The 21,423-nt window shown below is 65.0% G+C and carries 21 protein-coding genes and 2 tRNA genes; 8 read left to right on the plus strand and 15 right to left on the minus strand.

The annotated features are described in order from the left end of the window. Positions 1-5: 5 nt before the first annotated feature. Positions 6-1,418: an aspartate dehydrogenase domain-containing protein gene (locus ACF07D_RS01850; RefSeq protein ID WP_391503670.1), complete on the minus strand. Its 1,413-nt coding sequence runs from the start codon at positions 1,416-1,418 to the stop codon at positions 6-8. A 447-nt stretch (positions 1,419-1,865) separates the two neighbouring features. Here ACF07D_RS01850 and ACF07D_RS01855 point away from each other — a divergent pair, with 447 nt between their 5' ends. Continuing rightward, positions 1,866-2,252: an MmcQ/YjbR family DNA-binding protein gene (locus ACF07D_RS01855; RefSeq protein ID WP_391503671.1), complete on the plus strand. Its 387-nt coding sequence runs from the start codon at positions 1,866-1,868 to the stop codon at positions 2,250-2,252. On the opposite strand, the gene ACF07D_RS01860 is transcribed toward ACF07D_RS01855, so the two are convergent. Continuing rightward, positions 2,249-3,097 (minus strand): AraC family transcriptional regulator, encoded by an 849-nt coding sequence (locus tag ACF07D_RS01860; RefSeq protein WP_391503672.1) that lies wholly within the window; start codon positions 3,095-3,097, stop codon positions 2,249-2,251. The two genes, ACF07D_RS01855 and ACF07D_RS01860, sit on opposite strands and share 4 nt — an antisense overlap. Positions 3,098-3,216: 119 nt before the next feature. Between ACF07D_RS01860 and ACF07D_RS01865 the strand changes: the two genes are divergently transcribed. Beyond that, the gene (locus ACF07D_RS01865) at positions 3,217-3,759 is read left to right on the plus strand and encodes a carboxymuconolactone decarboxylase family protein (RefSeq protein WP_255809323.1); all 543 of its coding nucleotides are present in this window, start codon (positions 3,217-3,219) and stop codon (positions 3,757-3,759) included. Between the two features lie 74 nt (positions 3,760-3,833). Here the strand turns inward: ACF07D_RS01865 and ACF07D_RS01870 are convergent, their stop codons facing one another. The 4 genes from ACF07D_RS01870 to ACF07D_RS01885 form a co-directional block, all read right to left on the minus strand. Then, a complete protein-coding gene (locus tag ACF07D_RS01870; RefSeq protein ID WP_391503673.1) occupies positions 3,834-5,237 on the minus strand; it encodes an L-lactate permease in 1,404 nt (467 codons plus the stop codon). A 139-nt stretch (positions 5,238-5,376) separates the two neighbouring features. Continuing rightward, positions 5,377-5,447: transfer RNA gene (locus ACF07D_RS01875), tRNA-Cys, on the minus strand. Between the two features lie 38 nt (positions 5,448-5,485). Then, positions 5,486-6,829: a 4-aminobutyrate--2-oxoglutarate transaminase gene (gene gabT, locus ACF07D_RS01880; protein WP_391503674.1), complete on the minus strand. Its 1,344-nt coding sequence runs from the start codon at positions 6,827-6,829 to the stop codon at positions 5,486-5,488. After that, positions 6,826-8,283, minus strand: a complete 1,458-nt coding sequence (locus ACF07D_RS01885; protein WP_391503675.1) for an aminotransferase class I/II-fold pyridoxal phosphate-dependent enzyme — start codon at positions 8,281-8,283, stop codon at positions 6,826-6,828. Before ACF07D_RS01885 ends, gabT begins: the two co-directional genes overlap by 4 nt. A gap of 15 nt (positions 8,284-8,298) precedes the next feature. Here ACF07D_RS01885 and ACF07D_RS01890 point away from each other — a divergent pair, with 15 nt between their 5' ends. Together ACF07D_RS01890 and alr are read left to right on the plus strand one after the other, a co-directional pair. Next, positions 8,299-9,123 (plus strand): YggS family pyridoxal phosphate-dependent enzyme, encoded by an 825-nt coding sequence (locus tag ACF07D_RS01890; protein ID WP_391503676.1) that lies wholly within the window; start codon positions 8,299-8,301, stop codon positions 9,121-9,123. A 3-nt stretch (positions 9,124-9,126) separates the two neighbouring features. Further along, positions 9,127-10,299 (plus strand): alanine racemase, encoded by a 1,173-nt coding sequence (gene alr / locus ACF07D_RS01895; protein WP_391503677.1) that lies wholly within the window; start codon positions 9,127-9,129, stop codon positions 10,297-10,299. On the opposite strand, the gene ACF07D_RS01900 is transcribed toward alr, so the two are convergent. After that, complete coding sequence (locus ACF07D_RS01900) at positions 10,296-11,414, minus strand: DegT/DnrJ/EryC1/StrS family aminotransferase (protein WP_391503678.1); 1,119 nt, start codon at positions 11,412-11,414, stop codon at positions 10,296-10,298. The two genes, alr and ACF07D_RS01900, sit on opposite strands and share 4 nt — an antisense overlap. 66 nt (positions 11,415-11,480) lie before the next feature. Here ACF07D_RS01900 and ACF07D_RS01905 point away from each other — a divergent pair, with 66 nt between their 5' ends. Together ACF07D_RS01905 and ctaD are read left to right on the plus strand one after the other, a co-directional pair. Then, on the plus strand, positions 11,481-12,401 hold the full coding sequence (locus ACF07D_RS01905) for a bifunctional hydroxymethylpyrimidine kinase/phosphomethylpyrimidine kinase (RefSeq protein WP_391503679.1): 921 nt from the start codon (positions 11,481-11,483) through the stop codon (positions 12,399-12,401). 44 nt (positions 12,402-12,445) lie between these two features. Further along, positions 12,446-14,122 carry a cytochrome c oxidase subunit I gene (ctaD, locus tag ACF07D_RS01910; RefSeq protein WP_391503680.1) on the plus strand — a complete coding sequence of 559 codons (1,677 nt, stop codon included), beginning with the start codon at positions 12,446-12,448 and terminating at the stop codon, positions 14,120-14,122. On the opposite strand, the gene ACF07D_RS01915 is transcribed toward ctaD, so the two are convergent. After that, a complete protein-coding gene (locus ACF07D_RS01915) occupies positions 14,119-14,340 on the minus strand; it encodes a hypothetical protein (protein WP_391503681.1) in 222 nt (73 codons plus the stop codon). The genes ctaD and ACF07D_RS01915 overlap by 4 nt on opposite strands. 108 nt (positions 14,341-14,448) lie before the next feature. On the opposite strand from ACF07D_RS01915, the gene ACF07D_RS01920 reads away from it, so the two are divergent. Then, the gene (locus ACF07D_RS01920; RefSeq protein WP_391503682.1) at positions 14,449-14,712 is read left to right on the plus strand and encodes a hypothetical protein; all 264 of its coding nucleotides are present in this window, start codon (positions 14,449-14,451) and stop codon (positions 14,710-14,712) included. A 72-nt stretch (positions 14,713-14,784) separates the two neighbouring features. Here ACF07D_RS01920 and ACF07D_RS01925 read toward each other — a convergent pair whose 3' ends face one another. The 4 genes from ACF07D_RS01925 to ACF07D_RS01940 form a co-directional block, all read right to left on the minus strand. Next, positions 14,785-15,030, minus strand: coding sequence for a hypothetical protein (locus ACF07D_RS01925; RefSeq protein ID WP_119283096.1), 246 nt, complete (start codon positions 15,028-15,030; stop codon positions 14,785-14,787). Between the two features lie 108 nt (positions 15,031-15,138). Beyond that, positions 15,139-15,342 (minus strand): hypothetical protein, encoded by a 204-nt coding sequence (locus ACF07D_RS01930; RefSeq protein WP_119283097.1) that lies wholly within the window; start codon positions 15,340-15,342, stop codon positions 15,139-15,141. A gap of 1,952 nt (positions 15,343-17,294) precedes the next feature. Beyond that, positions 17,295-17,561, minus strand: coding sequence for a hypothetical protein (locus tag ACF07D_RS01935; protein WP_391503683.1), 267 nt, complete (start codon positions 17,559-17,561; stop codon positions 17,295-17,297). 490 nt (positions 17,562-18,051) lie between these two features. Next, on the minus strand, positions 18,052-18,486 hold the full coding sequence (locus tag ACF07D_RS01940) for an Hsp20/alpha crystallin family protein (RefSeq protein WP_119283099.1): 435 nt from the start codon (positions 18,484-18,486) through the stop codon (positions 18,052-18,054). 271 nt (positions 18,487-18,757) lie between these two features. Between ACF07D_RS01940 and ACF07D_RS01945 the strand changes: the two genes are divergently transcribed. Next, positions 18,758-18,925 carry a hypothetical protein gene (locus tag ACF07D_RS01945; RefSeq protein WP_391503684.1) on the plus strand — a complete coding sequence of 56 codons (168 nt, stop codon included), beginning with the start codon at positions 18,758-18,760 and terminating at the stop codon, positions 18,923-18,925. A gap of 577 nt (positions 18,926-19,502) precedes the next feature. On the opposite strand, the gene ACF07D_RS01950 is transcribed toward ACF07D_RS01945, so the two are convergent. From ACF07D_RS01950 to ACF07D_RS01960, 3 genes are all read right to left on the minus strand, one after another. Further along, positions 19,503-19,703, minus strand: coding sequence for a sigma factor-like helix-turn-helix DNA-binding protein (locus tag ACF07D_RS01950; protein WP_391503685.1), 201 nt, complete (start codon positions 19,701-19,703; stop codon positions 19,503-19,505). 792 nt (positions 19,704-20,495) lie between these two features. Then, a tRNA-Pro gene (locus ACF07D_RS01955) sits at positions 20,496-20,569 on the minus strand. Positions 20,570-20,739: 170 nt separating this feature from the next. Continuing rightward, positions 20,740-21,378: a hypothetical protein gene (locus tag ACF07D_RS01960; RefSeq protein WP_119283102.1), complete on the minus strand. Its 639-nt coding sequence runs from the start codon at positions 21,376-21,378 to the stop codon at positions 20,740-20,742. Positions 21,379-21,423: the final 45 nt, after the last annotated feature.

The raw sequence follows: 21,423 nt of genomic DNA on the forward strand, positions 1-21,423 counted from the left end.
GCGCGCTACACGAACGTTGCGCCGGGACCAGCGATCGCGGCGATCCCGTGCAGCACTGTCTCGGCGACGACCGCGCTCGAAGTCGGGTTCATTTCGGAGACCGCGTTCGTCATCACGAACCTGTACTCCCCCGCAGCTCCGGCCGCGACGATCTCGTGCGTAGTGCGCTCGGCACGAGGATCAGCGATGAGCCGCACGCGCGTCTCACGCCAGAGCCCGGTCGCGTGGGCGAGCGCACACGCGACGTTCAAGGACCCCGGATAGCGCGCGACGGCTTCCGCAACGGTGCCCTCGAACAGGACGAACGGCTCAGTGGCGCTCTCAAGTTCTCGCACCTGCTGGGCGCTCATCCACGGCTGCGCGAGCGAGGCAGCGTCCTTCGTCGAGGTGAGGCTTGCGCTCGTGATGCCGTCAGTGATCCCGCCGGGCCGGGCCGCAGCCGCGAGCAGGTCGAGACCACCGATCGCCCCCGTCGCGAGCCGGAGTGTCCCGGGCCCGCCGGTGAGAGCCTCACGGCTTGCGGGGTCTGCGAGCGCGCCGATCGAGACGATGAGCAGGTCGCGCCCAGAAGCGATCACCCGCGAGCCGATCGACTGTGCTGCGGCGATCCCGGCGCACTCGACAACGATGTCGCTCGCGCGGATCGCCGCGTCGAGATCCTCACCGAAGTCAGTGACGCCCGCTGCGAGCTGCCCGACGGCCTGCGTGAGCGCATCAGCCCGCCGTGTCACGACGCCCGCAAGCGCGGCGCCTGGGACGTTGCCCGTCGCGAGCTCCTCGATGACCCGCGCACCGATCGCACCACTTCCCACAACAGCCACACGCAGCACGTTCTTAGCGGGAAGGCGGCCGAGGTCGACGGATCGCAATGCAGTCAGGATCTCGGCTTCGAGGTCAGTCGTGCCTGCGCCTCGCTCGGCCCACTGCCAGATTCCAGCGAAGACAGCCGTAGCCCGAGCAGCCGCGACGATCTGTGCAGCGATTGCTCTTGCGGGTGCGCTTCCGCTGCCTGCGGCGAGCGCGGCTGCGAGCGATGCCTGGCGCAGCGCCCTCCCGGTTCCGAGTTCCTCGCGCACCCCCATTGCGTCGGCGTTCGCGATTGCCAACGCGAGCGTGTGCGGCGGGGACGCCCCAATCTGGCTGGCCAAGGACTCGGCGGCTTGATCCGGGCTTTCACCGCGCCCTGGCGCCGCAGACGCCTCGACGAACTTGGCAATGTGCTCGTCGAGCGCGTACCAAAACGTCGCCGCCTTGCCATCGAAATAGTTGAAGAAGGAGGATCGGCTGACGCCTGCCCGCGTCGTAATGTCGGCAACCGTCGTCGTGTCGTACCCCTGTTCAAGGAACAGCTCACTCGCAGCGTCCGCTAGCGTCTCCCGTGAGGATGCAGGGGGCCGACCACGCACTACCGATGCCATGCTTTAACTGTAGTCTGCCGCCCCGGGTCTTCCGCCCAGTGCCGGACCACCACCTGTCATCCACCCCCAGCAACCCGTGCCCCGAGCCGCCAGCACCACTGTCGCCTGTGCCCCAGTCTGCCGAACCGCTGCTGCCCGCACCCTTGCCTGTCGGCCAATCCACTGCCGCCCTCGCCCAAGTCAGCCGGCCCCTTGCTGCCCGCGCCCAGGCATGCCGAACCGCTGCTGCCCGCGCCGCTGTCAGCCGTAACTCATGCGATCTGAAGAAGGAATGTGGATTCCAGCGGCGGGCGGCATTGATATCGCAGATCTCAAGACCACTGGCTGGGGCTGGGGCCCACTACCCACGGCGTCACCATGGCATAGGCTCCGAGACGCTCCGGGCCCGGCGTCCGGGGCCTCCACTAAGCTCATCTTGCACACGCCCGCCCCATGATCGGAGCCCACATGAGCCAAACAACACTGCAGGAGTGGGCCACAGCGCGCGCAGACGAGCTTCCCGGCTCAGCCCCCGAGCAACCGTTCGGGCCCGACTCGACGGTGTACAAGGTGCGCGGCAAGATGTTTCTGCTGCTGTCCGACACCACCGGCGAGCCGTTCGTCACTGTCAAGGCGACGCCCGCCGACGCGTCAACGCTGCGCGAGGCATTCGACGACATCATCCCGGGGTACCACATGAACAAGCGGCACTGGATCACGCTTCGCGCTGGCGGCGCGCTCGAGGAAGAGCTTGTTCGCGACCTTGTGACCGAGTCATACCTCCTTGTCGTTGAAACGTTGCCGCGGGCTCAGCGCCCGGTGGACCCGGCGACGTTTGGGCAGCAACCCAACTAACCTGTTGGCGTCGTACTCGCTGTAGCCCAGTCACGCGGTGAGCACCCCTCGCGCTGAGCGAACACCCGGGCAAAGGAGCTCCCTGTGTAGCCGAGTGTCGCGGCGACCTCGGAGACCGGGAGTTGTCTCGCGAGGAGTTGTTTGCCAACCGTGATTCGCCATTCGGTGAGGTACCCGTGCGGGGTGGCCCCGACGAGTTCGCGAAACCGTGCGGCAAATGCACTCCGAGACATAGCCGCCTCCCGGGCGAGCGTCTCGAGCGTCCATGCCTCCCCTGGCTCGGCATGGATTGCACCGAGCGCGCGGGCGATCTGTGGGTCGGCGAGCCCGCCGATCATTCCTGTGTTGATGCCGTGCTCGCCGGGCCTGTCGAGCACATGCCGCAGGAGCTTAAGTAGCACGATCTCAAACAGCCGATCTACGATGTGGCGGTGTCCGCAGGCGCCTGCATCAATCTCAGATGCGAGCAGGTCAAGCGTCGCCTCGAGCCCCGCGACCTCTCGGATCGGAACGCTCACGACGTCGGGGAGCGCCGCGACGAGCGGGTGCGAAGCACCGCCCTCGAACGCGAGCGTGGCGCACGCGAGGTCGACGCCCCGGCCGGCACCCGGGGTGAACGTGTGGTCGTGTGCCCGAGGGTAGAACAGCAGCGTCGGTTCTGAGAGCCACCGTCCGGTCCCGGCGCCGTCGTCGACGGCCATTGATCCGGCACGGAGAATGTGGAGGAATCCGCGCCCGGGCAGCGGCTCGAACCGTCGTCTGTCACAGAGGTTGCCGTCGAAGAACTGCTGCGCCTGCACGCCGAACCGGCGAAGCAGCGCGTCGAGGCGGTCGGTTGGTTCCATACGCCAATTATGGACGATCTGGCAAGCTATTGGGCAAATCTGAAGCGAAACGTCCCAAGATTGACGTCACACTGGTGTCAGCCGGCACGCACCGCCGCAACTCACACAAGGAGAATCTCATGGCACATGTCCCAGTCCTCACCGCAGCAGAGGCCGCACCCGCCGCCCAGGCGAACCTCGCGAAGATCGAGAAGGCCTTCGGCACGGTTCCAAATATGTTCGGGGCCGTAGCGAACTCCCCAGCTGCGCTGCAGTCAATGTGGGGGTCGTTCGGGGCCTTCTCGACTGGCGCGCTCGGTGCAGCTCTCACCGAACAGATCGCTGTAGCCGTCGCCGACACGAATGCCTGCGCATACTGCCTCGCCGCGCACACGGCGCTTGGCGCGCAGGCCGGCCTCAGCGCCGACGAGCTCGCAACCGCACAACTCGCGCGGGCCGCCGATCCCAAGGTTGAGGCGCTGCTGAAGTTCGCGCAGAGCCTGGTGGAGAAGCGCGGCAAGGTTCAGCCGCAGGAGATCACCGGCCTTCGCGACCTGGGTTGGAGCGACAGTCAGATCGTCGAGACGATCGCCCAGGTCGGTCTCAACCTGTTCACGAACTACATCAACATCGCGCTCGACGTTCCTGTCGACTTCCCCGAGGTTCCGTTCCAGCGAGGCTAACCGGCATTGACTGAGCGGGCTCGGCGCTTCCTCACCCTGAGGCGCCGAGCCCGCACCGCGTGTGCACCCCGCACTCACAGCAGGACGAAGCTGAGGCATCCAATAGCGAGCGAGATCACTCCGAGCTGCAGCAGGAGCAGCCGCTGCACGGCCCCGCGCTGCTCGGGTACCCGCGCGAGACTCACAGCGAGTTCGACGCGCGCTGGCGACGCCATCATCGCTGTCGCTGCGGCCGCGTTGTGCGCGCCGATTGCGAGCGGCACGTCCAGTCCAAGCGCCCGAGCGACGTCGGTTTGCGCGCCCGCGCCGAGCGCGTTCGCGCCCGAGTTCGACCCCGTAACGAACCCGATGAGCGAAGCAAACAGCGGCAGAAAGAACGGGTAGCCTGCCCCCAGACGCGCGAGAATGCCTGCGAGTTCCTCGGTCATGCCGCTCACTCCCATGAGTGCGCCGAGCACGACAAAAAGCACCGTCGCGGGAGCCACCCGCAGCCATGTCGCTGCGGCAGAGCGAACAGCACCACGCGCCGCGCTGCGGTGCACCGCCAGCAGGGCGCCGGTCGAGACGAACAGCCAGAGCGCAGGCGACGTCAGGATCGCTTGTGCGGCTCCGCTCCCGGCGGGCAGGAGCGCGAACACCAGTGTTGCAGCGAGCATCCCACAGAGCACAATCGCGTAGGGCACACATGCGCGGGCCACGTCGCGCGACATGCCGATGCGGTTGCCGCGGGCGGCACGGATGCCAATGTGCAGCGCGAGCACCGTCAGCCCGCCGATCGCTCCGGCCGGCGCGGTGCCAACAAGCACGTTTGCCCCGAGCACGGCTGCCGAGAGCGCGAGAGCGGAGCCGATTGCGGCGGTGATTGCTGGCGCCCGACGTCCTCGCTCCGATACGAGCAGCGCCGCCGTCACCCCGACGGCAACGAACACGACGATGTTGAAGAGCGCCGTCGTGACGCCGAGCGCATCGAAGTCGACCCCTGACAGGTGCGAGGCGATGAGCGTGCCAGGCCCCATCGATCCCCACGGCACTGCGCAGAGTCCGAGCAGCCCGACGATCGCCGCCTGCTTTCCCGGCAGCCCGATTCCGAGCAGCAGCGGGACCGCGAGCGCGGCGCCAACGCCGTACCCCGTGAGCGACTCGGTAAGCGGCGTGAAGCCGTGCACGATCGCAAGGACCGGAACGATGCCGGTGCCGAGCGAGCTCGTCACCCAGCCGGTGATGCGTTGCTGGTTGCCCGTGAAGCGCCCCGCCTCGGCGAAGAGGATCCCGCCGGCGAGCACGAGGACGACCTCGGTCACGACGGGCGCCCATTCAGCTGCGGACCGCAGCGCAGTGGAGACTGAGATCGGGAACACGAAGGCGACGAGTGGCACAAGCACGGCGATCCCGGCGAGCGCGGCGGCACGCGAGGATCTGCCGAGAAGCAGCATGAGGATCACGGCCGATAGCGGCGCGACTGCGGCGAGCGCGCGCACTACTCAGCACCACACGGCACAGGAAGGATTCCCGACGGGCGCGCCGCATCCCACACGCAGTGGAGCGTCTTGAGGCGCATGCTGTTCGGGCTCCTCATCTGGGTTCGCGGCCGGGAGGTCGCCTGTCGGTTGGACAGAGAGGTGGGGGCAGGAGTCGAACCTGCATGCACGGCCTTGCGAGCCGCAACCTAGCCATTCGGTCACCCCACCGGGTGGGCGCATCCGTTCGGATGCGCCCCGGGCAACACCTACGCGCGCTGGCGGGCGAGGGCGTCGCCGATCACCTCCACAGCATACTCAATCTGCTCGGTCGTCACGGCGAGCGATGGCAGGAAGCGGATCACGTTGCTGTAGCTACCCGCCGTGAGCAGCAGTACGCCCTGGCTCGCGGCATAGGCAGCGATCTCACCCGCGAGCCCTGCCAACGGGGTCGTGGTGCCAGGCTCAACGAGTTCGAACGCGATCATCGCGCCGTGTCCGCGGATGTCGCCAATTTCCGAGAAGCGGGAGGCGAGGTCGCGCAGGCTGTCGACGAGCGCGCGCTCGATCCGGGCGGCTTCTGCGAACGGCTCCCCCGTTTCGAGCATGTCGAGCACCGCGTGGGCGGCCGCGATCGAGACCGGGTTGCCGCCGAAGGTGCCGCCGAGGCCGCCGACGTGTGCGGCGTCCATGATCTCGGCGCGGCCGGTGACGCCGGCGAGCGGCAGCCCGTCAGCGATGCCCTTCGCGGTGAGCACGAGGTCGGGAACGAGCCCAAAGAGCTCGCTCGCGAACCAGGTACCAGTTCGTCCGAGGCCTGCCTGGATCTCGTCAGCGATGAACACGACGCCGTTCGCGCTCGCCCACTCCGCCAGCGCTGGGAGGTACCCATCGGCGGGCACGATGAATCCGCCTTCGCCCTGGATGGGTTCAGCGATGACCGCGGCGAGATCCTGGACCCCGATGCGCTGCTCGAGATACTCGATCGTGCGCGCGGCGGCCGCTGCCCCCGAGAGCCCGTCTCTGAACGGGTACGAGTTCGGTACGCGCTGAATGTCTGGCGCGAACGGGCCGAAGCCGGTGCCGTACGGAGCCGCGCGATGGTTCATTGCCATGGTGAGGTTCGTGCGACCGTGGAACGCGTGGTCGAGGGCTGCAACGACGCGGCGGCCTGTGTGGGCCCGCGCGATCTTCACTGCGTTCTCGACTGCTTCTGCGCCCGAGTTCACGAAGAACGTCTTCTTGGCGTGGCTGCCCGGGGTGTGCGTCCCGAGACGCTCGGCGAGACGCACGTAGTTCTCATACGGTGTGACGGTGAAGAGCGTGTGGCTGACGCGGTCAAGCTGTTCCTTGGCGGCTGCGACGACGGCCGGCTGCGTGTGGCCGAGCGTCGTGACGCCGATTCCTGACCCGAGATCGAGCAGGCGATTGCCGTCGACGTCGGTGAGCCAGGGGCCGTCGGCGTACTCGATGTACACAGGGAGGGCGCAACCCACGCCCCGTGGCACTGCCGCCTGTCGGCGATCGTGGATCTCGAGGCTCTTCGGGCCGGGAATCTCGGTGACGAGCTCCGGGCGCTGAAGTGTGGCGGGAGCTTCGACTGTGTGAGTCATGGCTGTGACTTCCCTTCGGGTCGTGTGAAGAATGAGGCGGTTGCGGGGGCGTGTGTGGCGGCCTGCGGCACTGCTGCGGCAGCCGCTGCGAGGTCTTCGGCGAGCCTCGTCATCTCCTCACCGTTGAGGCCATGCACGGTAAGTCTGAGGAAGTGCTCGCCGTCACGCTCGAGTCCGAAGGTCACGCCGTCGCGAGCTATCCAGCCGCGACGCATAAGCTGAACGAGCACGGCGGACGAATCGCCGCGCACATCGACCCAGACGTTGAGGCCGTCACGGCTTTCTGACGTCAACCCGACGACGCGGAGCCGATCAACAAACGCCGCGTTCCGCGTGGCGTAGTGATCGCTCGCGCGGCGAATGAGGGCCTGCGTCTCGGGGTCGGTGAGCAGTGCCACGGTGAGCCGCTGGATGAGATGGCTGACCCAGGTGATGCCACCGCTGATACGGGCTGCAAGGCGCTCAGCGGTCTCGGCATCACTCGCGACGAGCGCGATGCGCATGTCTGGGCCGAGCGCCTTCGACATGGAGCGGACGAGCGCCCACCGCGACTGGCCGTCACCGATGATGCTCGCGTACTGGGCCCGGGCGAGTAGCGAGAAATGATCGTCCTCGATAACGAGCACCTGCGGGTAGTCTGCGAGCACCTCGCGCAGCGCGGCCGCGCGGTCTGCGGTGAGACTCGCGCCAGTCGGGTTGTGGGCGCGCGGGGTGCAAATCACTGCGCGGACCCCAGATTCGAGGGCCGCAGCCAAACTCTCGGGGAGCATCCCGTCGGCATCCATCGCGACTGGCACCGGGCGGTAGCCGTTCTGCCGAATCGTGCTGATGCTTGTCAGGAAGCAGGGATCCTCAACTGCGAGCGCGTCGCCAGGCGTGAGCGTCTGGGCGAGTAGCCGCTCGATCGCGTCGACAGCTCCGGCGGTGACAGTCAGCCGGAATGGGCGCGGTTGATCTGCGGCGATCCACGTGGTCGCCCACTCTGCGAGATCAGGATCAATCGTCGGCTCGCCGTACAGGCGCGGCGCGGCAGCCGGGAGCCGCACGAGCTCCGGGCGGGGAAGGAACGCTGGATCAGGGTTGCCGTCGCCAACGTCGCGGAGCACGGTGTCGCGCGCGAATCCCTCCTCCTCGTAGGCCTCATAGGGGTCGACGATGAAGGTGCCAGCACGGCCGCGCGTCTCTGCGAGCCCAGCCTGCACGAGCGCCTTATATGCGGCTGACGCCGTGTTGCGGTTCACTCGGAGCGTATCGGCGAGACTGCGCATCGGCGGCAACGAGTCGCCCGGGGCGAGGGATCCGGCGTCGATGAGCGCGCGAATGCTCGCGACGATGTCGTCGACGGTGCTGCCTGAAATCTCCGTGGGGCCTGTGTGCCCTGCGCCGCGGTTCGCCACGCCTGCTCCCTTCTCACGGTGTACCGAACTCGTCAGCTCGGTTTCAACACAGCCCATGTTACGCTTTGTCCTATGACAAAGCAACTCGGGGCAGATGACCTCCCCATTCACGACTTTCCGACAGCCACCTCCGTCGCCGAGTTCACGCGAAACATCGCCGACGTCCGCGAGAACATCGCGCGTGCTGCAGCTCGCGTCGGTCGCTCCGCAGCAGACGTTCAGCTGCTCCCCGTCAGCAAAACCGTGCCCGAGGACCGCGTGCGCCTCGCAGTCGCGGCCGGATGCACCCAGCTCGGAGAGAACAAGGTCCAAGAAGCGAAGCGTAAGTCGGAGAGCCTCGCCGACCTCGGCGTCGAGTGGTCGGTGATCGGGCACCTCCAGACGAACAAGGCGCGCGACGTCGCCGCCTTCGCATCTGAATTCCAGGCACTCGACTCACTGCGTGCCGCCGCGGCGCTCGACAGGCGCCTCCAGGCAGCTGGCCGCGGCCTGGACGTCTACGTGCAGGTCAACACTTCGGCCGAGCCCCAGAAGTACGGGCTCCCGCCAGAAGACCTTGAGGCGTTTCTCCGCGAGCTCCCCCAGTACAACTCACTCAGGGTGCGCGGCCTCATGACCCTCGCTCTCTTCACGAGCGACATTCCGCGCATTCGAACCTGCTTCGCGCTCCTGCGCACCCTTCGAGACCGCATGCGCGAGCTCGATCCGGCGCTCGTCGGTGACGGCGGACTGTCGATGGGTATGAGTGGCGACTACGAAGTCGCGATCGAGGAAGGCGCGACATGCGTGCGGGTCGGCCAGGCGATATTTGGCGCCAGGCAGCTTCCTGACAGCCACTACTGGCCCGAGGCGTTCCCGCAGGAACCAACTGGCGCCCAGGCAGACCCCAGGCCGTAGCGCATGCGACTCGCCGAGGTGTCGGTGCCGGCGCTCCGCCACAACATCGGCGCTATCAGGCGCCACACGGGGGCCGAGGTCATCGTCGTCGTCAAGGCCGATGCGTACGGGCACGGCGCAACCATCGTCGCGCCAGCCGTGATCGAGGGCGGAGCAATCATGGTCGCTGTTGCGAGCCTCGACGAGGCGCTCGCCCTGCGAGCAAACGGGTTCTCGGCCCCGATTCTCTGCTGGCTCCACTCCGAACGGCTGGACTACCGCGCGGCCGTGCGCCACGACGTCACGCTCGGAGTGAGCCGCGCCGGCCAGGTGCGCGATCTCGCGGCCGCCGCCGCAGCTCTCGGCGCGACCGCCTCCGTTCACCTCAAACTCGACACCGGACTGAGCCGCAACGGCGCTGCCCCGGAGACATGGCCCGAGCTGTTCGCCGCCGCGGCAGCCGCGGAGCGTGCCGACACTGTGCGAGTGGCTGGCCTCTTCAGCCACCTTGCCAACGCCGGCGATGCTGCCGATCGCGCCCAGGCGTCGCGGTTCGACGCTGGCGCACGACTCCTCCGCGCGACGGGCGCGAACCCCCGACTCAGGCACCTTGCGGCGTCGGCGGCGGCGCTCTCCTCCCCCCACCTCGCGTACGATGCGGTCAGGGTTGGGATCGCGGCCCTCGGCCTCGATCCGGAACCCGGCGTCCACGGCCAGCCGATCCGCCTGCGGCCCGCACTCACGCTCAGCGCGGAGATCGTCTCGCTGCATCGCGGGAGCGTCAGGTCGTATCCCGAGGAGCCGATCCTGAACGCTGCCAGCGGAGAGCGGCTGTACGCGGTCCTCCCCATCGGGTTTGCGGACGGCATGCCGCGCGCGCTCGCGGGCACGGGTCTCACCGTCACGATTGGGGGCCTTCGCGCGCCACTCGTCGGCCAAATCGCGATGGACGAGTGCATCATCGACGTGACGTCCCTCGCCTCGCGCGTGCGCGTTGGCGACCGAGCCGTGCTCTTCGGAGACCCCGCTCGCGGGGAACCCGCCGTTGAGGAGTGGTCCGAGCGCCTGGGGACCATCAGTTACGAGATCATCGCCCGCCTGGGAACCCGCGTACGGCGAAAGTCGGTGGGCCAGGGCGACCCCCCACGAGACGCCCCGGCCCACCTCTCCCCCTCGGGCCGCGAGGGGGAGTTCTAGGAACCCGCGGTGGCAACAGCGACCACGCCCGCGACGATGCGGTGAAGGTCGCGCTCACTGAGCGACGGGTGGACTGGCAGCGACAGCACCTCGGCTGCGGCGCGGTCGGACTCCGGCAGATCGGCCGCCGGCGCATAGGATGCGAGCGACGGGAGCCGGTGGTTCGGAATCGGGTAGTACACCCCGGTAGCGACGCCATGCTCGTGCAGCAGCGCGGCGCGGATCCGGTCGCGTTCGGCAGCCGCAACCCGAATCGTGTACTGGTGGTAGACGTGGGTGGCCTCAGGGGCAACGCGCGGTGGGGTCACACCGGGTACCAGCGCGAGTTCGTTATCAAAGAACTTGGCGTTGCGCTGCCGGATCCTCGTCCACGCGTCGACCTTACGTAGTTGCGCGCGCCCGACCGCCGCGTGCACGTCGCTCATTCGCGCGTTGAACCCGACGACCTCGTTCGCGTACTGCGTCTCCATGCCCTGATTACGCAGTAGCTTCACCCGGCGAGCGGTTTCGTCAGCACGGCACACGACCATGCCGCCCTCGACGGCGGTCATGTTCTTCGTGGGGTACAGACTGAACATCGCAAACTCGCCGATCGTGCCGACGGGCCTGTCGAGCCAGCTCGCACCGTGCGCCTGCGCAGCATCCTCATAAATGGCGAGGCCATGTTCTCGTGCGACCTGTTCGATGGCATCGACCTGAAAGGGGTGGCCGTAGAGGTGCACAGGCATGATGCCCTTCGTGCGCTCGGTGATCGCCTCGCGAACGCGGGCGGGGTCGAGCGTGAAGTGCTCTGGCTCGATGTCGGCAAACACAGGCGTCGCGCCCGCAAGCACGACCGAGTTGGCGACCGCCGCGAACGTGAACGACGGCACGATCACCTCGTCGCCTGGCCCTACCCCGCTCGCGAGCAGGCCGAGGTGCTGGCCGCTCGTCCCCGAGTTCACCGCAACCGTCGGCCGACCGAGTACGAAGTGGCTCGAAAACTCCGCTTCGAAGGCGGCGACTTCCGGGCCCTGCGCGAGGTTTCCCGAGCGCAACACCGCGTCAACAGCGAGTCGCTCCTCACTGCCGATGAGCGGAAGTGCCGCAGGGATGAGCGTGGGTGACTGGGTCATGGGGTGTGCCTTCCGCGCCGAGGGCGCATGTCGAATCATTGTCATCACCATGATAGCGTTTGTCCTATGACAAATGTTGTGAGTGTGAAAAATCGTCGCTCACCGCGGGAATTTGAGCGGATCGGCGAGCGACGCCGGGCGGTGCAACTCGCCGACGCCCGGCAGCTCGAGCTCACACGCCGCCCCGCGCACATCCTCGCAATCGGGTCCCAACTCGCGCACGGATCGGTCGGCCTGAACGCCGCCGCGCGAGTATTTGGGAGCCGCGGGGCGCACGCGATCACACTTCCGACGATCCTGCTCAGCGTGATGCCGCACTACGCCGCGGTGCACGACGTCCAGGTGCCCGCAGCGTGGCTCGCCGACACCCTCCGCGACCTGGCGTCCGCGGACGCGCTCACGGACCTGCAGTGGCTCTCGACAGGATACTTCGCCACGCTCGGCCAGCCGACTGCGGTCGCAGAATGGTTCGCAAGCCAGGCCGAGAGCACCCGGCCCGCGCTGCTCGTCGACCCCACGCTCGGCGATGCCGAGCTCGGCTTCTACACCGACCCCGGCCTTGTCGACGAGATCCGCTCCGAGCTCCTCCCGCTTGCCACCGGAATTGTTCCCAACAGGTTCGAGCTCGCTCACCTGAGCGCCTCCCCGCTCGCCGAGCTGAGCTCGCGGGGCGCTGTCGAAGAAGCCGCCCGCTCGATCATGGGGCCACAGACCGAGTGGGTCGTCGTCACCGGCGTCAGGCTACCAAGTCAACAGCCCCGCCTCGGCGGCCCCGCAGATATCTGCGATGTACTCGTGACTCCGACGTGGAGCAGCGTGCACCGCCAGGAGGAACGAGAGGTTACCGCGAAAGGACTCGGCGACACTTTCGCCGCCGCCCTCACCACCGCACTCCTCGAACGTTACGACATCGACGAGGCTGTCGAGTTCGCCTCGGGTGAAGTGCGGCGCGCCCTCGCGCAAGACACGCGGGCGTCCCGCGACTGACACGACAACTTGCAGCATCGCACACTCGAGAGGAGCACTTCACAATGTCCACACGCAGCTCGATCGCCTCGTGGGTGACGTCGACCGACCACAAGGTGATCGGCTACATGTATCTCATCAGTTCGGTCGCGTGGTTCCTCGTCGGCGGCGTCCTCGCCCTCATCATTCGCGCGCAACTCTTCGCGCCGGGCCTCGAAGTGGTCGCAACCAAGGAGCAGTACAACCAGCTCTTCACCATGCACGGCACAATCATGCTGCTGATGTTCGCGACCCCACTGTTCACCGGGTTCGCAAACGTCATGATGCCGCTGCAGATCGGCGCACCTGACGTCGCGTTCCCTAGGCTCAACGCGTTCTCGTTCTGGCTCTACACGTTCGGCTCGCTCATCGCCGTCGGCGGCTTCCTCACCCCACAGGGCGCCGCCTCATTCGGGTGGTTTGCGTACGCACCCCTGTCATCCGAGACGTTCTCGCCAGGCGTCGGCGGCAACCTGTGGGTACTCGGCCTCGGCATCTCTGGCTTCGGCACGATCCTCGGGTCGGTCAACTTCATCACGACGATCATCACGATGCGCGCACCCGGCATGACCATGTGGCGCATGTCGGTGTTCTCCTGGAACGTGCTCGTAACCTCGTTGCTCGTGCTCGTCGCGTTTCCGGTGCTCGCTGCTGCGCTCTTCGCGCTTGCGATGGACCGGATCTTCGGCGGCCAAATCTTCTCGGGCGAGGGTGGCGCAATCCTGTGGCAGCATCTTTTCTGGTTTTTCGGACACCCCGAGGTGTACATCATCGCGCTGCCGTTCTTCGGCATCGTCTCCGAGATCTTCCCGGTCTTCAGCCGCAAGCCGATCTTCGGGTACAAGACGCTGATCTACGCGACAATCGCCATCGCCGCGCTGTCCCTCACCGTGTGGGCGCACCACATGTACGTGAGTGGCTCGGTATTGCTACCGTTCTTCTCGCTCATGAGCATGCTGATCGCGGTTCCGACAGGGGTCAAGATCTTCAACTGGATCGGCACCATGTGGCGCGGCTCGATCACCTTCGAGACCCCGATGCTCTGGTCACTCGGCTTCCTCGTGACCTTCGTGTTCGGCGGCCTCACAGGCGTCATCCTCGCGTCGCCCGCACTCGACTTCCACCTCTCGGACACCTACTTCGTCGTGGCGCACTTCCACTACGTCGTGTTCGGCACTGTCGTCTTCGCGATGTTCGCAGGGTTCTACTTCTGGTGGCCCAAATGGACAGGCAAGATGCTCAACGAACGGCTCGGCAAGATCCATTTCTGGGTGCTGTTCATTGGGTTCCACATGACGTTCCTTGTGCAGCACTGGCTCGGCGTCATGGCGATGCCTCGCCGATACTACAGCTACCTGCCCGAGGACGGGGTTACCTGGGGAAACCAGGTTTCGACAATCGGATCGATGGTTCTCGGCGCCTCGATGATCCCGTTCTTCGTCAACGTCTACCTCACTGCGCGGCGAGGCGAACGCGTCACCCAATACGACCCCTGGGGGTTCGGCCGATCGCTCGAGTGGGCCACGTCGTGCCCGCCGCCGCGGCACAACTTCACCTCAATCCCGCGCATCAGGTCCGAGTCACCGGCGTTCGACGCCAACCACCCCGAAGTCGCACCATCGCCCGCCTGGGCTCCACGCACGATGCAGGCAGAGGCCCTGTCCGAGACCGACAGCGCGCCGAACACGCAGGCTGTCGACTAGTCAAAGTCGCCGCGCGGCTTGCGGCGAGGTGACGTCGTGGACTTCAGAAAGAGACGCACGAGCGAGCTCTTCTTCTCGAAATAGGCATGGCGCTCAATCTCGCCGCGCGCGTACTGCTCCTCAAGTTCACGGAGCGTCTCCTCGGCAGCCGTCGCGTCGAAGCGCGATGCGCCGCCGATGGTCGTGTTCGCCCGGATCTTCATATCGCCACCGAGCATACTCGACGTAAATGTCAGAGCCTTGACTTACACTCATCGAACACACTTTCGAATGGGGGTAGGGGCGTGTACCGGAACGAACACGAAAAAGACACGGAGCGCGAGCGCATGTCATACGTGCAAGTCGACACTAACCTTTGGGCCGTCATGCGTTACCCGAAAGACCGACCGGTTGCGATGATCCAGGGCCTCGCGAACCGCGAGAACGTGCCGCTCTTCTTCGTCATGACGTGGCACCCAGAACCGTCAAAACGGCGGGTGGTGTCACAGCACGACACACTCGAGGCCGCGAACAGCTCGGTCCTCTGGGATACAAATCAAGTCGTGCGGGTGTCCCAGGCGACCGCTGGCCCAGCGAATGGGCGGAGATAGTGTCGACGTGCTCGCGCCTTCACGGGCACGCAAAAGCCCCACCGGCGATGATGCCAGCGGGGCCGCAGTGAATTACTTCTGACGCTGTCCAATCCCAAGATCGCGGGGGCTTGAAACCGACTCACCAGTGAACGAGTTGCGAAGCGCAAGGGACCTGACGATCCCGTCTGCGAGCTGACGCGCACCCTCCGGCGTGGTCTTCTCGTCAGCTGCTGCGTCCTCGCTCTTTTGGAATCCAATACGGATCTCCTCATCGAGGTATTCGAGCACCCCCTGCTGAACATGTGAAGGAAGTCGGCTGAAACTGTCGCTAAGCATGGTCTCCATGTTATGCCAGCACTGCGCGAATTTGGAATTCGCGCGCCCTAATGTTCAAGTTTGGTCCACGATTCGCCCGCGGTGGCTACCGGCGGGGGCCTGGGGCAACTAGCGCTCACCCTTGGCGAGCCGCATGATGCTCTGAACAGTCATGGCGAGCCCTGCAAGCCCAATCAACCCGGCGAACGCACCCGAGACCACATGCAGATCAAAGAGCACGAACGCAAAGACGGCACCGATAACGAACATGATCCCAACGGGAAGCAGGATTTTCGGCGACGGCAGCTGGGGCGCCTGCTGGGGTTCAGTCATGCACTGAGAATACCAACGCTCTGCGCGGGCTCCATCAGGCCCGGAACGATAGCGGTAAACCTGTGACCCCGTCGCCGTGATCGATTACCCTGGAAACTCACACGCTACTAAGTGGGCCAGGTGCGAACAGAACTGGCTCCGTGGAGTTGCATCTGCCCCAGTCAGCAAGATTGAAATCGCCACTCTCGCTAATCAGATACAGGCTGGATGCGCTGCTCGACCGTGAGGCCTTCCCCGTCTTGCCCGGGCAATCGGACCCTGCGGAGCAGGGGTTCGTGGTTCGCGATTCGATGTCGCGCAGTGATTCGCCCGCAGGGAAAGGCGCGCTGCAGCACGGTGCAGCAGTGCTGCCCACAATCGGCTGAGGCGCTCCTGGGTTGTTTGCCTTCATAACCAGCCGAATCGAATAGGTCCCGCCAGAACCCGAGCATGAGGCGCGCAACGAGCGCGCCTGGCACTGACGCTCGTTCACGCCCGGGGTTGAGAAGAGACTCAGCTCATTTGTTTCCAAACAGATCTTGGGCGCTGGTAACCCCAGCATAGAACGACTCTTCAAACCTCGCTGGAGGCACATCACCGAGGTCGCCACGGAGTCGTCTCGTGTTGTGCGAGTACTCCCTTCCAAACGTCGCGAGCTCGAGATCGTTGACCGTTTTCCGCGGCCCGTTCATCGCCGGCCCGCGCACAAGATCGGCCCCGTTGTGGTGGTTCACCGCCTCAGCGAGGGCATTGTCATGCCTGCCGCCAACAGTTCCGGTCGAGGGCGTCGCCTCGATACCGGAGAGGCGTTTTCCACTACGAGTGGAGAGAAATTGGCTGCCAAGGGAGCGCGAAAGTCAGATCGTTCACCCACAACTGATTCGGCGCACCTGCGCTGAATGCGCGGTTCGCGAGGCCTGAGCTCACCATTCTCTTGTTCAGGTTCTCGAATCCGCGCCTGCTCGTCGGGAAAGACTCCACTTTTCACGCCTTGGTTGATATCGGCCTGGCGCACCCAGGCGCGCACCGTCGACCCGGAACCGAGTTTTTCCGGCCACGCCCACGGTCGCGCCTTGACTCATACCGGGTTAGGCGCAGAAAGTTCGCACCATTCTGATCGCTGCACCTCCCTCCCAGCCGAGTAGCGGCATCTCTTGTTCTCATGTTGGACTCCGCTCCATGCCCCATCCGCGACCCTGGAACCTCCAACATTGCCAGGACGCCTTCATCAACTGGGCACCGGGCCCCTCTCCCAAACCCACGTCTTCGAGGCGAGAATACGGCCACCATGCTCTTCGAAGAAGTCGGTAGGTAGAGTGGCCGGCATGGGGAAGACGAATGGGATCCTGAATCGCTGCATCAATGAAGCTCGGGATGAGCTATCAGAATTCACGAATGGGAGGGCATTTACATCGGGGAACTGTCATGCACTCCATGACCGCGTTCAGCGCGTCTTAGAGTCACTTACCGAGGCAGTTGAGGCGCTTGCCGAAGACAGGGCACAGCGCCGCGATAACGAGGAGCCCAGCCGAGTAACTACACGCGGCTAGTGACGTCCGAGGAGCGCTTCCCAGAGTGACTCAGTGCGAGAGATCGCGTCGTCGAGCTGCCGCGCCGGTTCGCGAAGGTAAAGCTGTCGGCAGATAGGTTCTTGCGTTCACGTCGCGCTTGCGCGATTTCCTTGTCGAGGTAGTCAATGGTGTGAGTTCTAATGTGTTTTGGAAGTCGTCCGAAGCCTGCCCCAAAAGGAGGAGGAACCGTGCCGGGCGGGGTGACGTGCGCCTGCGCCTCATTGTTGGATGCTTCATAGCTCATTGACGTGGGCCCCTCGCTCAGGCCGGTGGCGAAAGACCGCCGATAATCGTCGCTGTGATGCAGCGACAGACTCAAAGCAGGTTACCGCCTAGTTGGCGGTACAAGAAGGGCACGGTAGGCACGCGTTCATCTGTTGTCTGCCGGGGGTAGGACTTCTCTCATCCGGTGATCAAGCCCCAAATGAGCAGGACGACTATGGAACCACTAATGAGAAGCGCCCAGAACTGTAATGACCAGAGCTTCTGGGGCGACGCGTCGAACACGATCGATCCAAGCCAACCGCCAGAGATGCATTCTTCAAGAGCAGCCGACTCCACCTGCGGACACATGTTGCTCTCGCGGAGTTCATCCGCGGTCTCGTAGCGAACGAGGAACCTCACCGTTGCGCCGGCGAACGTGCCACTTGGCGTTCCCAGCAACAGCATCGGCGCAGGTCAAGCTACCGAGAGTTCACTGGATGGAACGATAACTTTGCGACCGACTCGTCGACCTTTTCAACCGAGCGAGTGGGGGTGGGCCCAAAGGACTCACTAGCGCTGCTGCAACCGGCGGGTGCCCCGTGAGTACTTCGAGAAGGGCTCGAGAGGGGTTCGAATGGCATTTCACCGCTCACTTCCTCGACGCCTGGCAAGTGACATGGTGCTGGCGCTTCGAGCGGCCGATGGCGACGAGGACACCCTTCGCGCGTTGACCATGCCTCATACGTGCCGGGACCCGCTCGCGCACATCACCTGCCCCGAAGCGCTCAAGAGACGTCAACAGGGCGGCAGCCTTGAAGAGCGCACGCAGAGCCCGAATGACCCTCTCGTCGGCGGAGACGAGGCGCAGCCCCGTTCCAGAGAGATAGGTATCTCTCGGGAACGGGGCCGCAGCTCGTTCATATCAGGCTCAGGTTGTACGTGCAGGACCAGCTTGTTAGGCGGTGATCGACTTCCCCTCAGCTGCTTCAGTCGACGGCATTGCCACCTCGATCTTCCGCGGCTTTGCCTTTGCGTTCAGCGGAAGGATGACGCTGAGGACACCGTCCTTGTAGGTGGCGCTGATGTTCTCGGTATCGATGCCTTCGCCGATGCTGAACTGTCGCAAGTAGGCGCCCTCGGGGCGCTCCTGTGTCAGCCACTTCACGCCGTCGGAGTTCGCGCCTGAACGGTAAGCGCGGATCGTGAGTAGCTGGCCGTCGACGTCAATATCGAGGCTGCCTGGGTCGATTCCTGGCATATCAGCTGTCAGGAAGTATCGGTCCTGGTCTCGGTAGAGGTCAACGGGCATGGCGCGTGGCGCGGTGCGCGCCTGCAGCATGCCGGTGGCGACTCGTTCGAGCTCAGTGAAAGGGTCAAATGTCAGTGCCATTGAGATCAGTCTCCTTTCGATAGAAACCTGAGTCGGTTCCGCTCAGGTGTGATTTAGATTAGCACTCTGACCCTGAGAGTGCTAATAAAGAATGCTCAAAAATTGCTCAAAAGACCAACGCCACAGAGTTCACATTCCGGACCACTCGAGCCGTGTTCAACGACATCAATGCCCCCTGCCGCCATATCCGCAAGCAGCTACAGGCCCAAAAAGTAGCTGCCCCCATGTTTGAGGCGTATGGTGGTGTCCCACTCAGGAAAGGGAATGCAACATGAACGAGAAGAAGAAGCCCACCGAGGACACTGTTGACGAACCCGTAATGGACGGCGCTGACGAGGAATTCGATGGGGACGCAAACCCCCGCAAAGAGCAATCAGACCCAGGGCTGATCCGCCATCCCGACAAGGGCGACAAGACGACCGCGCCTTACAACCTGTAGAGCAGCCAGCAGCGCTTCTGGACAAGACCACCAGTCGCGCCAACCACACTGCGCGAACCGCCCTATGTGATCCAGCAACACGAATATCCTCTTGCACATATCTGGCCGACTCGTACGGTGTTGACGCTCTGGCTCCGCATGCAATCACGAATGGCCCCCAGTAACCCTGTTCTCGCCACGGAGGAGGCGCGGGCCCACTGGGGGGCTATGTTCGTCGCTTCTGGACGGATTTAGCGCCGTTGGCTGGACAGGCGCCCGCGCGCCGTGGGAGTTGGCTTTCTCAAGCCCCCACAGTACGGATGCGCTCGCGGCCTCGAGGGCGCCGTGCTGCGAGATAACGCGTCGCTTGGATGGCTGGGGATGCCATTACTGCACAAAGAACATGGATACGTTGTCGCGGTTTGCGAGAGCAACGCTCATTGCGACGGGAGGGTCTTTGGGCTGGCGTATGACGCCCATAGATTGGTGTCGATTTACACGCATGGCATGCACTCGATGCCGTTGGTTGTGTCGGTGCGCGTCACGGCTTCCCCTGTCCGAAAGTTTGCTCGAACAGCGTCTGTGTGCCCACTGACATCTATGACTTGTTTCGGAGCCCCTCTGCTCTCGCGTAGACGCGCGCACGGAGCTCGTCGAGCTGTTCTGGCGCGAGCGCTTGGTTCAGGATTTGTGCGATGCGTGTACGAGATAGACCGGCTTCTTCGCCGATTTGGGAGTGAGTGAGGCCGGCGCTCCGCAGCGCGAGAATACGGGGCCGGTCAGGTGATGGTTTGGACATGCAGCATCTGCCAACCGCCCGCGGTCTTGGCATTGAGCGCTGGCATGCTTGCGGTCTCGAAGTCCTCTGTTTGGTCTCGCCGCTGACGCGTGCCGAATTCGCTTAGCCAAACCCGAAGCTCTCCTTGCGTCCGCGTGCTCACATCCCCCTGTTGCCCCGTGATCGCTCAGTGGGGTCACCCTCGGGTTGTGGACACTACGCGAAGCAGACCCCCGTGTTCTGCTGGAACGGATGTCTCCTGACTACACGTAGGAAATTCACCCCGGAGTAGCGGCGAGAGGCCGCCCACCTCGGGGTCGATACCGGCCGCGAGGTCGTGCACTTCGCCAAAGAACTCCGGCCCGGGGAACAACTCCTCGGCCGGTGGGTGAATCAAGAACGCGCAAGGCTCGATGGCCCGGCCCCAGCCGAAACTCAACATGCCGAGACTCATGGGCGTTGCTCACTCTGTCTACCTCGCCTGGCGTTAGAAACGAAGCCGGCCTTGCTGGCCTGCGTGCGACAAATCCCGCGCACATTGATACGAGCGCGACGAATGACACGAACGCTTCCAGGACAGATCCCGACGATGTGGTGTTTCATGCCGACCGGTGCGCCCAGTTCACCTCGACACAGCTGCACGAGGTTTACCAGGCGCATGGGCTCGCCCAGAAGCACCGCGAGGACGAGACGTCTAAAGCAGCGTAGTTTCCCATGTGCCCCAAATGTGCCCTGCGAACTGAGCTGGCGGTAGGCGAAACAAAAAAGCCCCGGAACTTCCGCAAGTCTCTACGGCAGTTCCGGGGCCATCTGTCGGGATGACAGGATTTGAACCTGCGACCCCGTCGTCCCGAACGACGTGCGCTACCAAACTGCGCCACATCCCGATTTACGCTTTCGCGCAAGGAATACTCTATCGGGTCGCACTCGAAAAACGAAAACGGGCAGGGCGGTCAGCATGTCGCGGGCGGGGCTGTCAGCAAGTCGCGCGGCGGCCGAGCTCGAGCCCGCGCACAAGCCGCTCCGGACCGGGCCCCGGCCCTGGCGACGCCGCTCGCTAGTCCAGCGTCGCGATCACCACGGGGGCGTCCTGCCCCGGCCAGGTCGCCGTAAGCGTGCCCACAGCCCCACGCGCAGCGGGTGAGTCGGTCTGCGGCACGTGGATCACCCTGAGCGTGGAGAAACCCGTCGAGGCGACGCTCACGCCGTCAGCGAGAGACACCTCAGCAGCCCAGAGCTCTGGCACCTGCGCGCCGGGCTCCCCCGACCCATGGATCGGCATTTGAATCGCCCGCGCGACCGTGCTGCCGTCGGGCTGGTGCACGAGCTCTTCACTGTTCGAGCCACCCTGCGAGATCACCTGGGCGAGCACGGCGCGGTAGACGGGGTCGCCCGTCGCGGCAGTCACCCAGCGCGTGCCGAGCACGCCGTGCTCGGTCGTACCAACAAGGTGCGCCTCTCCGCCATCGAGCGGCGCGCTGCGGTAGGTGAGCGGCACGTGGTAGACCTTGTCCTCGCCAGCGGAGACAAGGATCCCGTCGATGCCAACCTCGCCTTCAGGGTCGTCGAGGCGGTAGCCCGAGACGCGCGTGAGCTTTGAGATGTCGCCAGTAAACCAGGGCTGCTTCGGCAGCCACTCGGCGATGAGTTCGAGCTTCGAAGGGACGAGCGTGGTGTCGATGTAGAGGAGTGCCATGACCCGATCATACGGGGCCGACGCGTGAGCGAAAACAGAAACGCC

This window comes from Leucobacter sp. NPDC015123 (genome assembly GCF_043080205.1).
Lineage (GTDB): Bacteria > Actinomycetota > Actinomycetes > Actinomycetales > Microbacteriaceae > Leucobacter > Leucobacter aridicollis_A.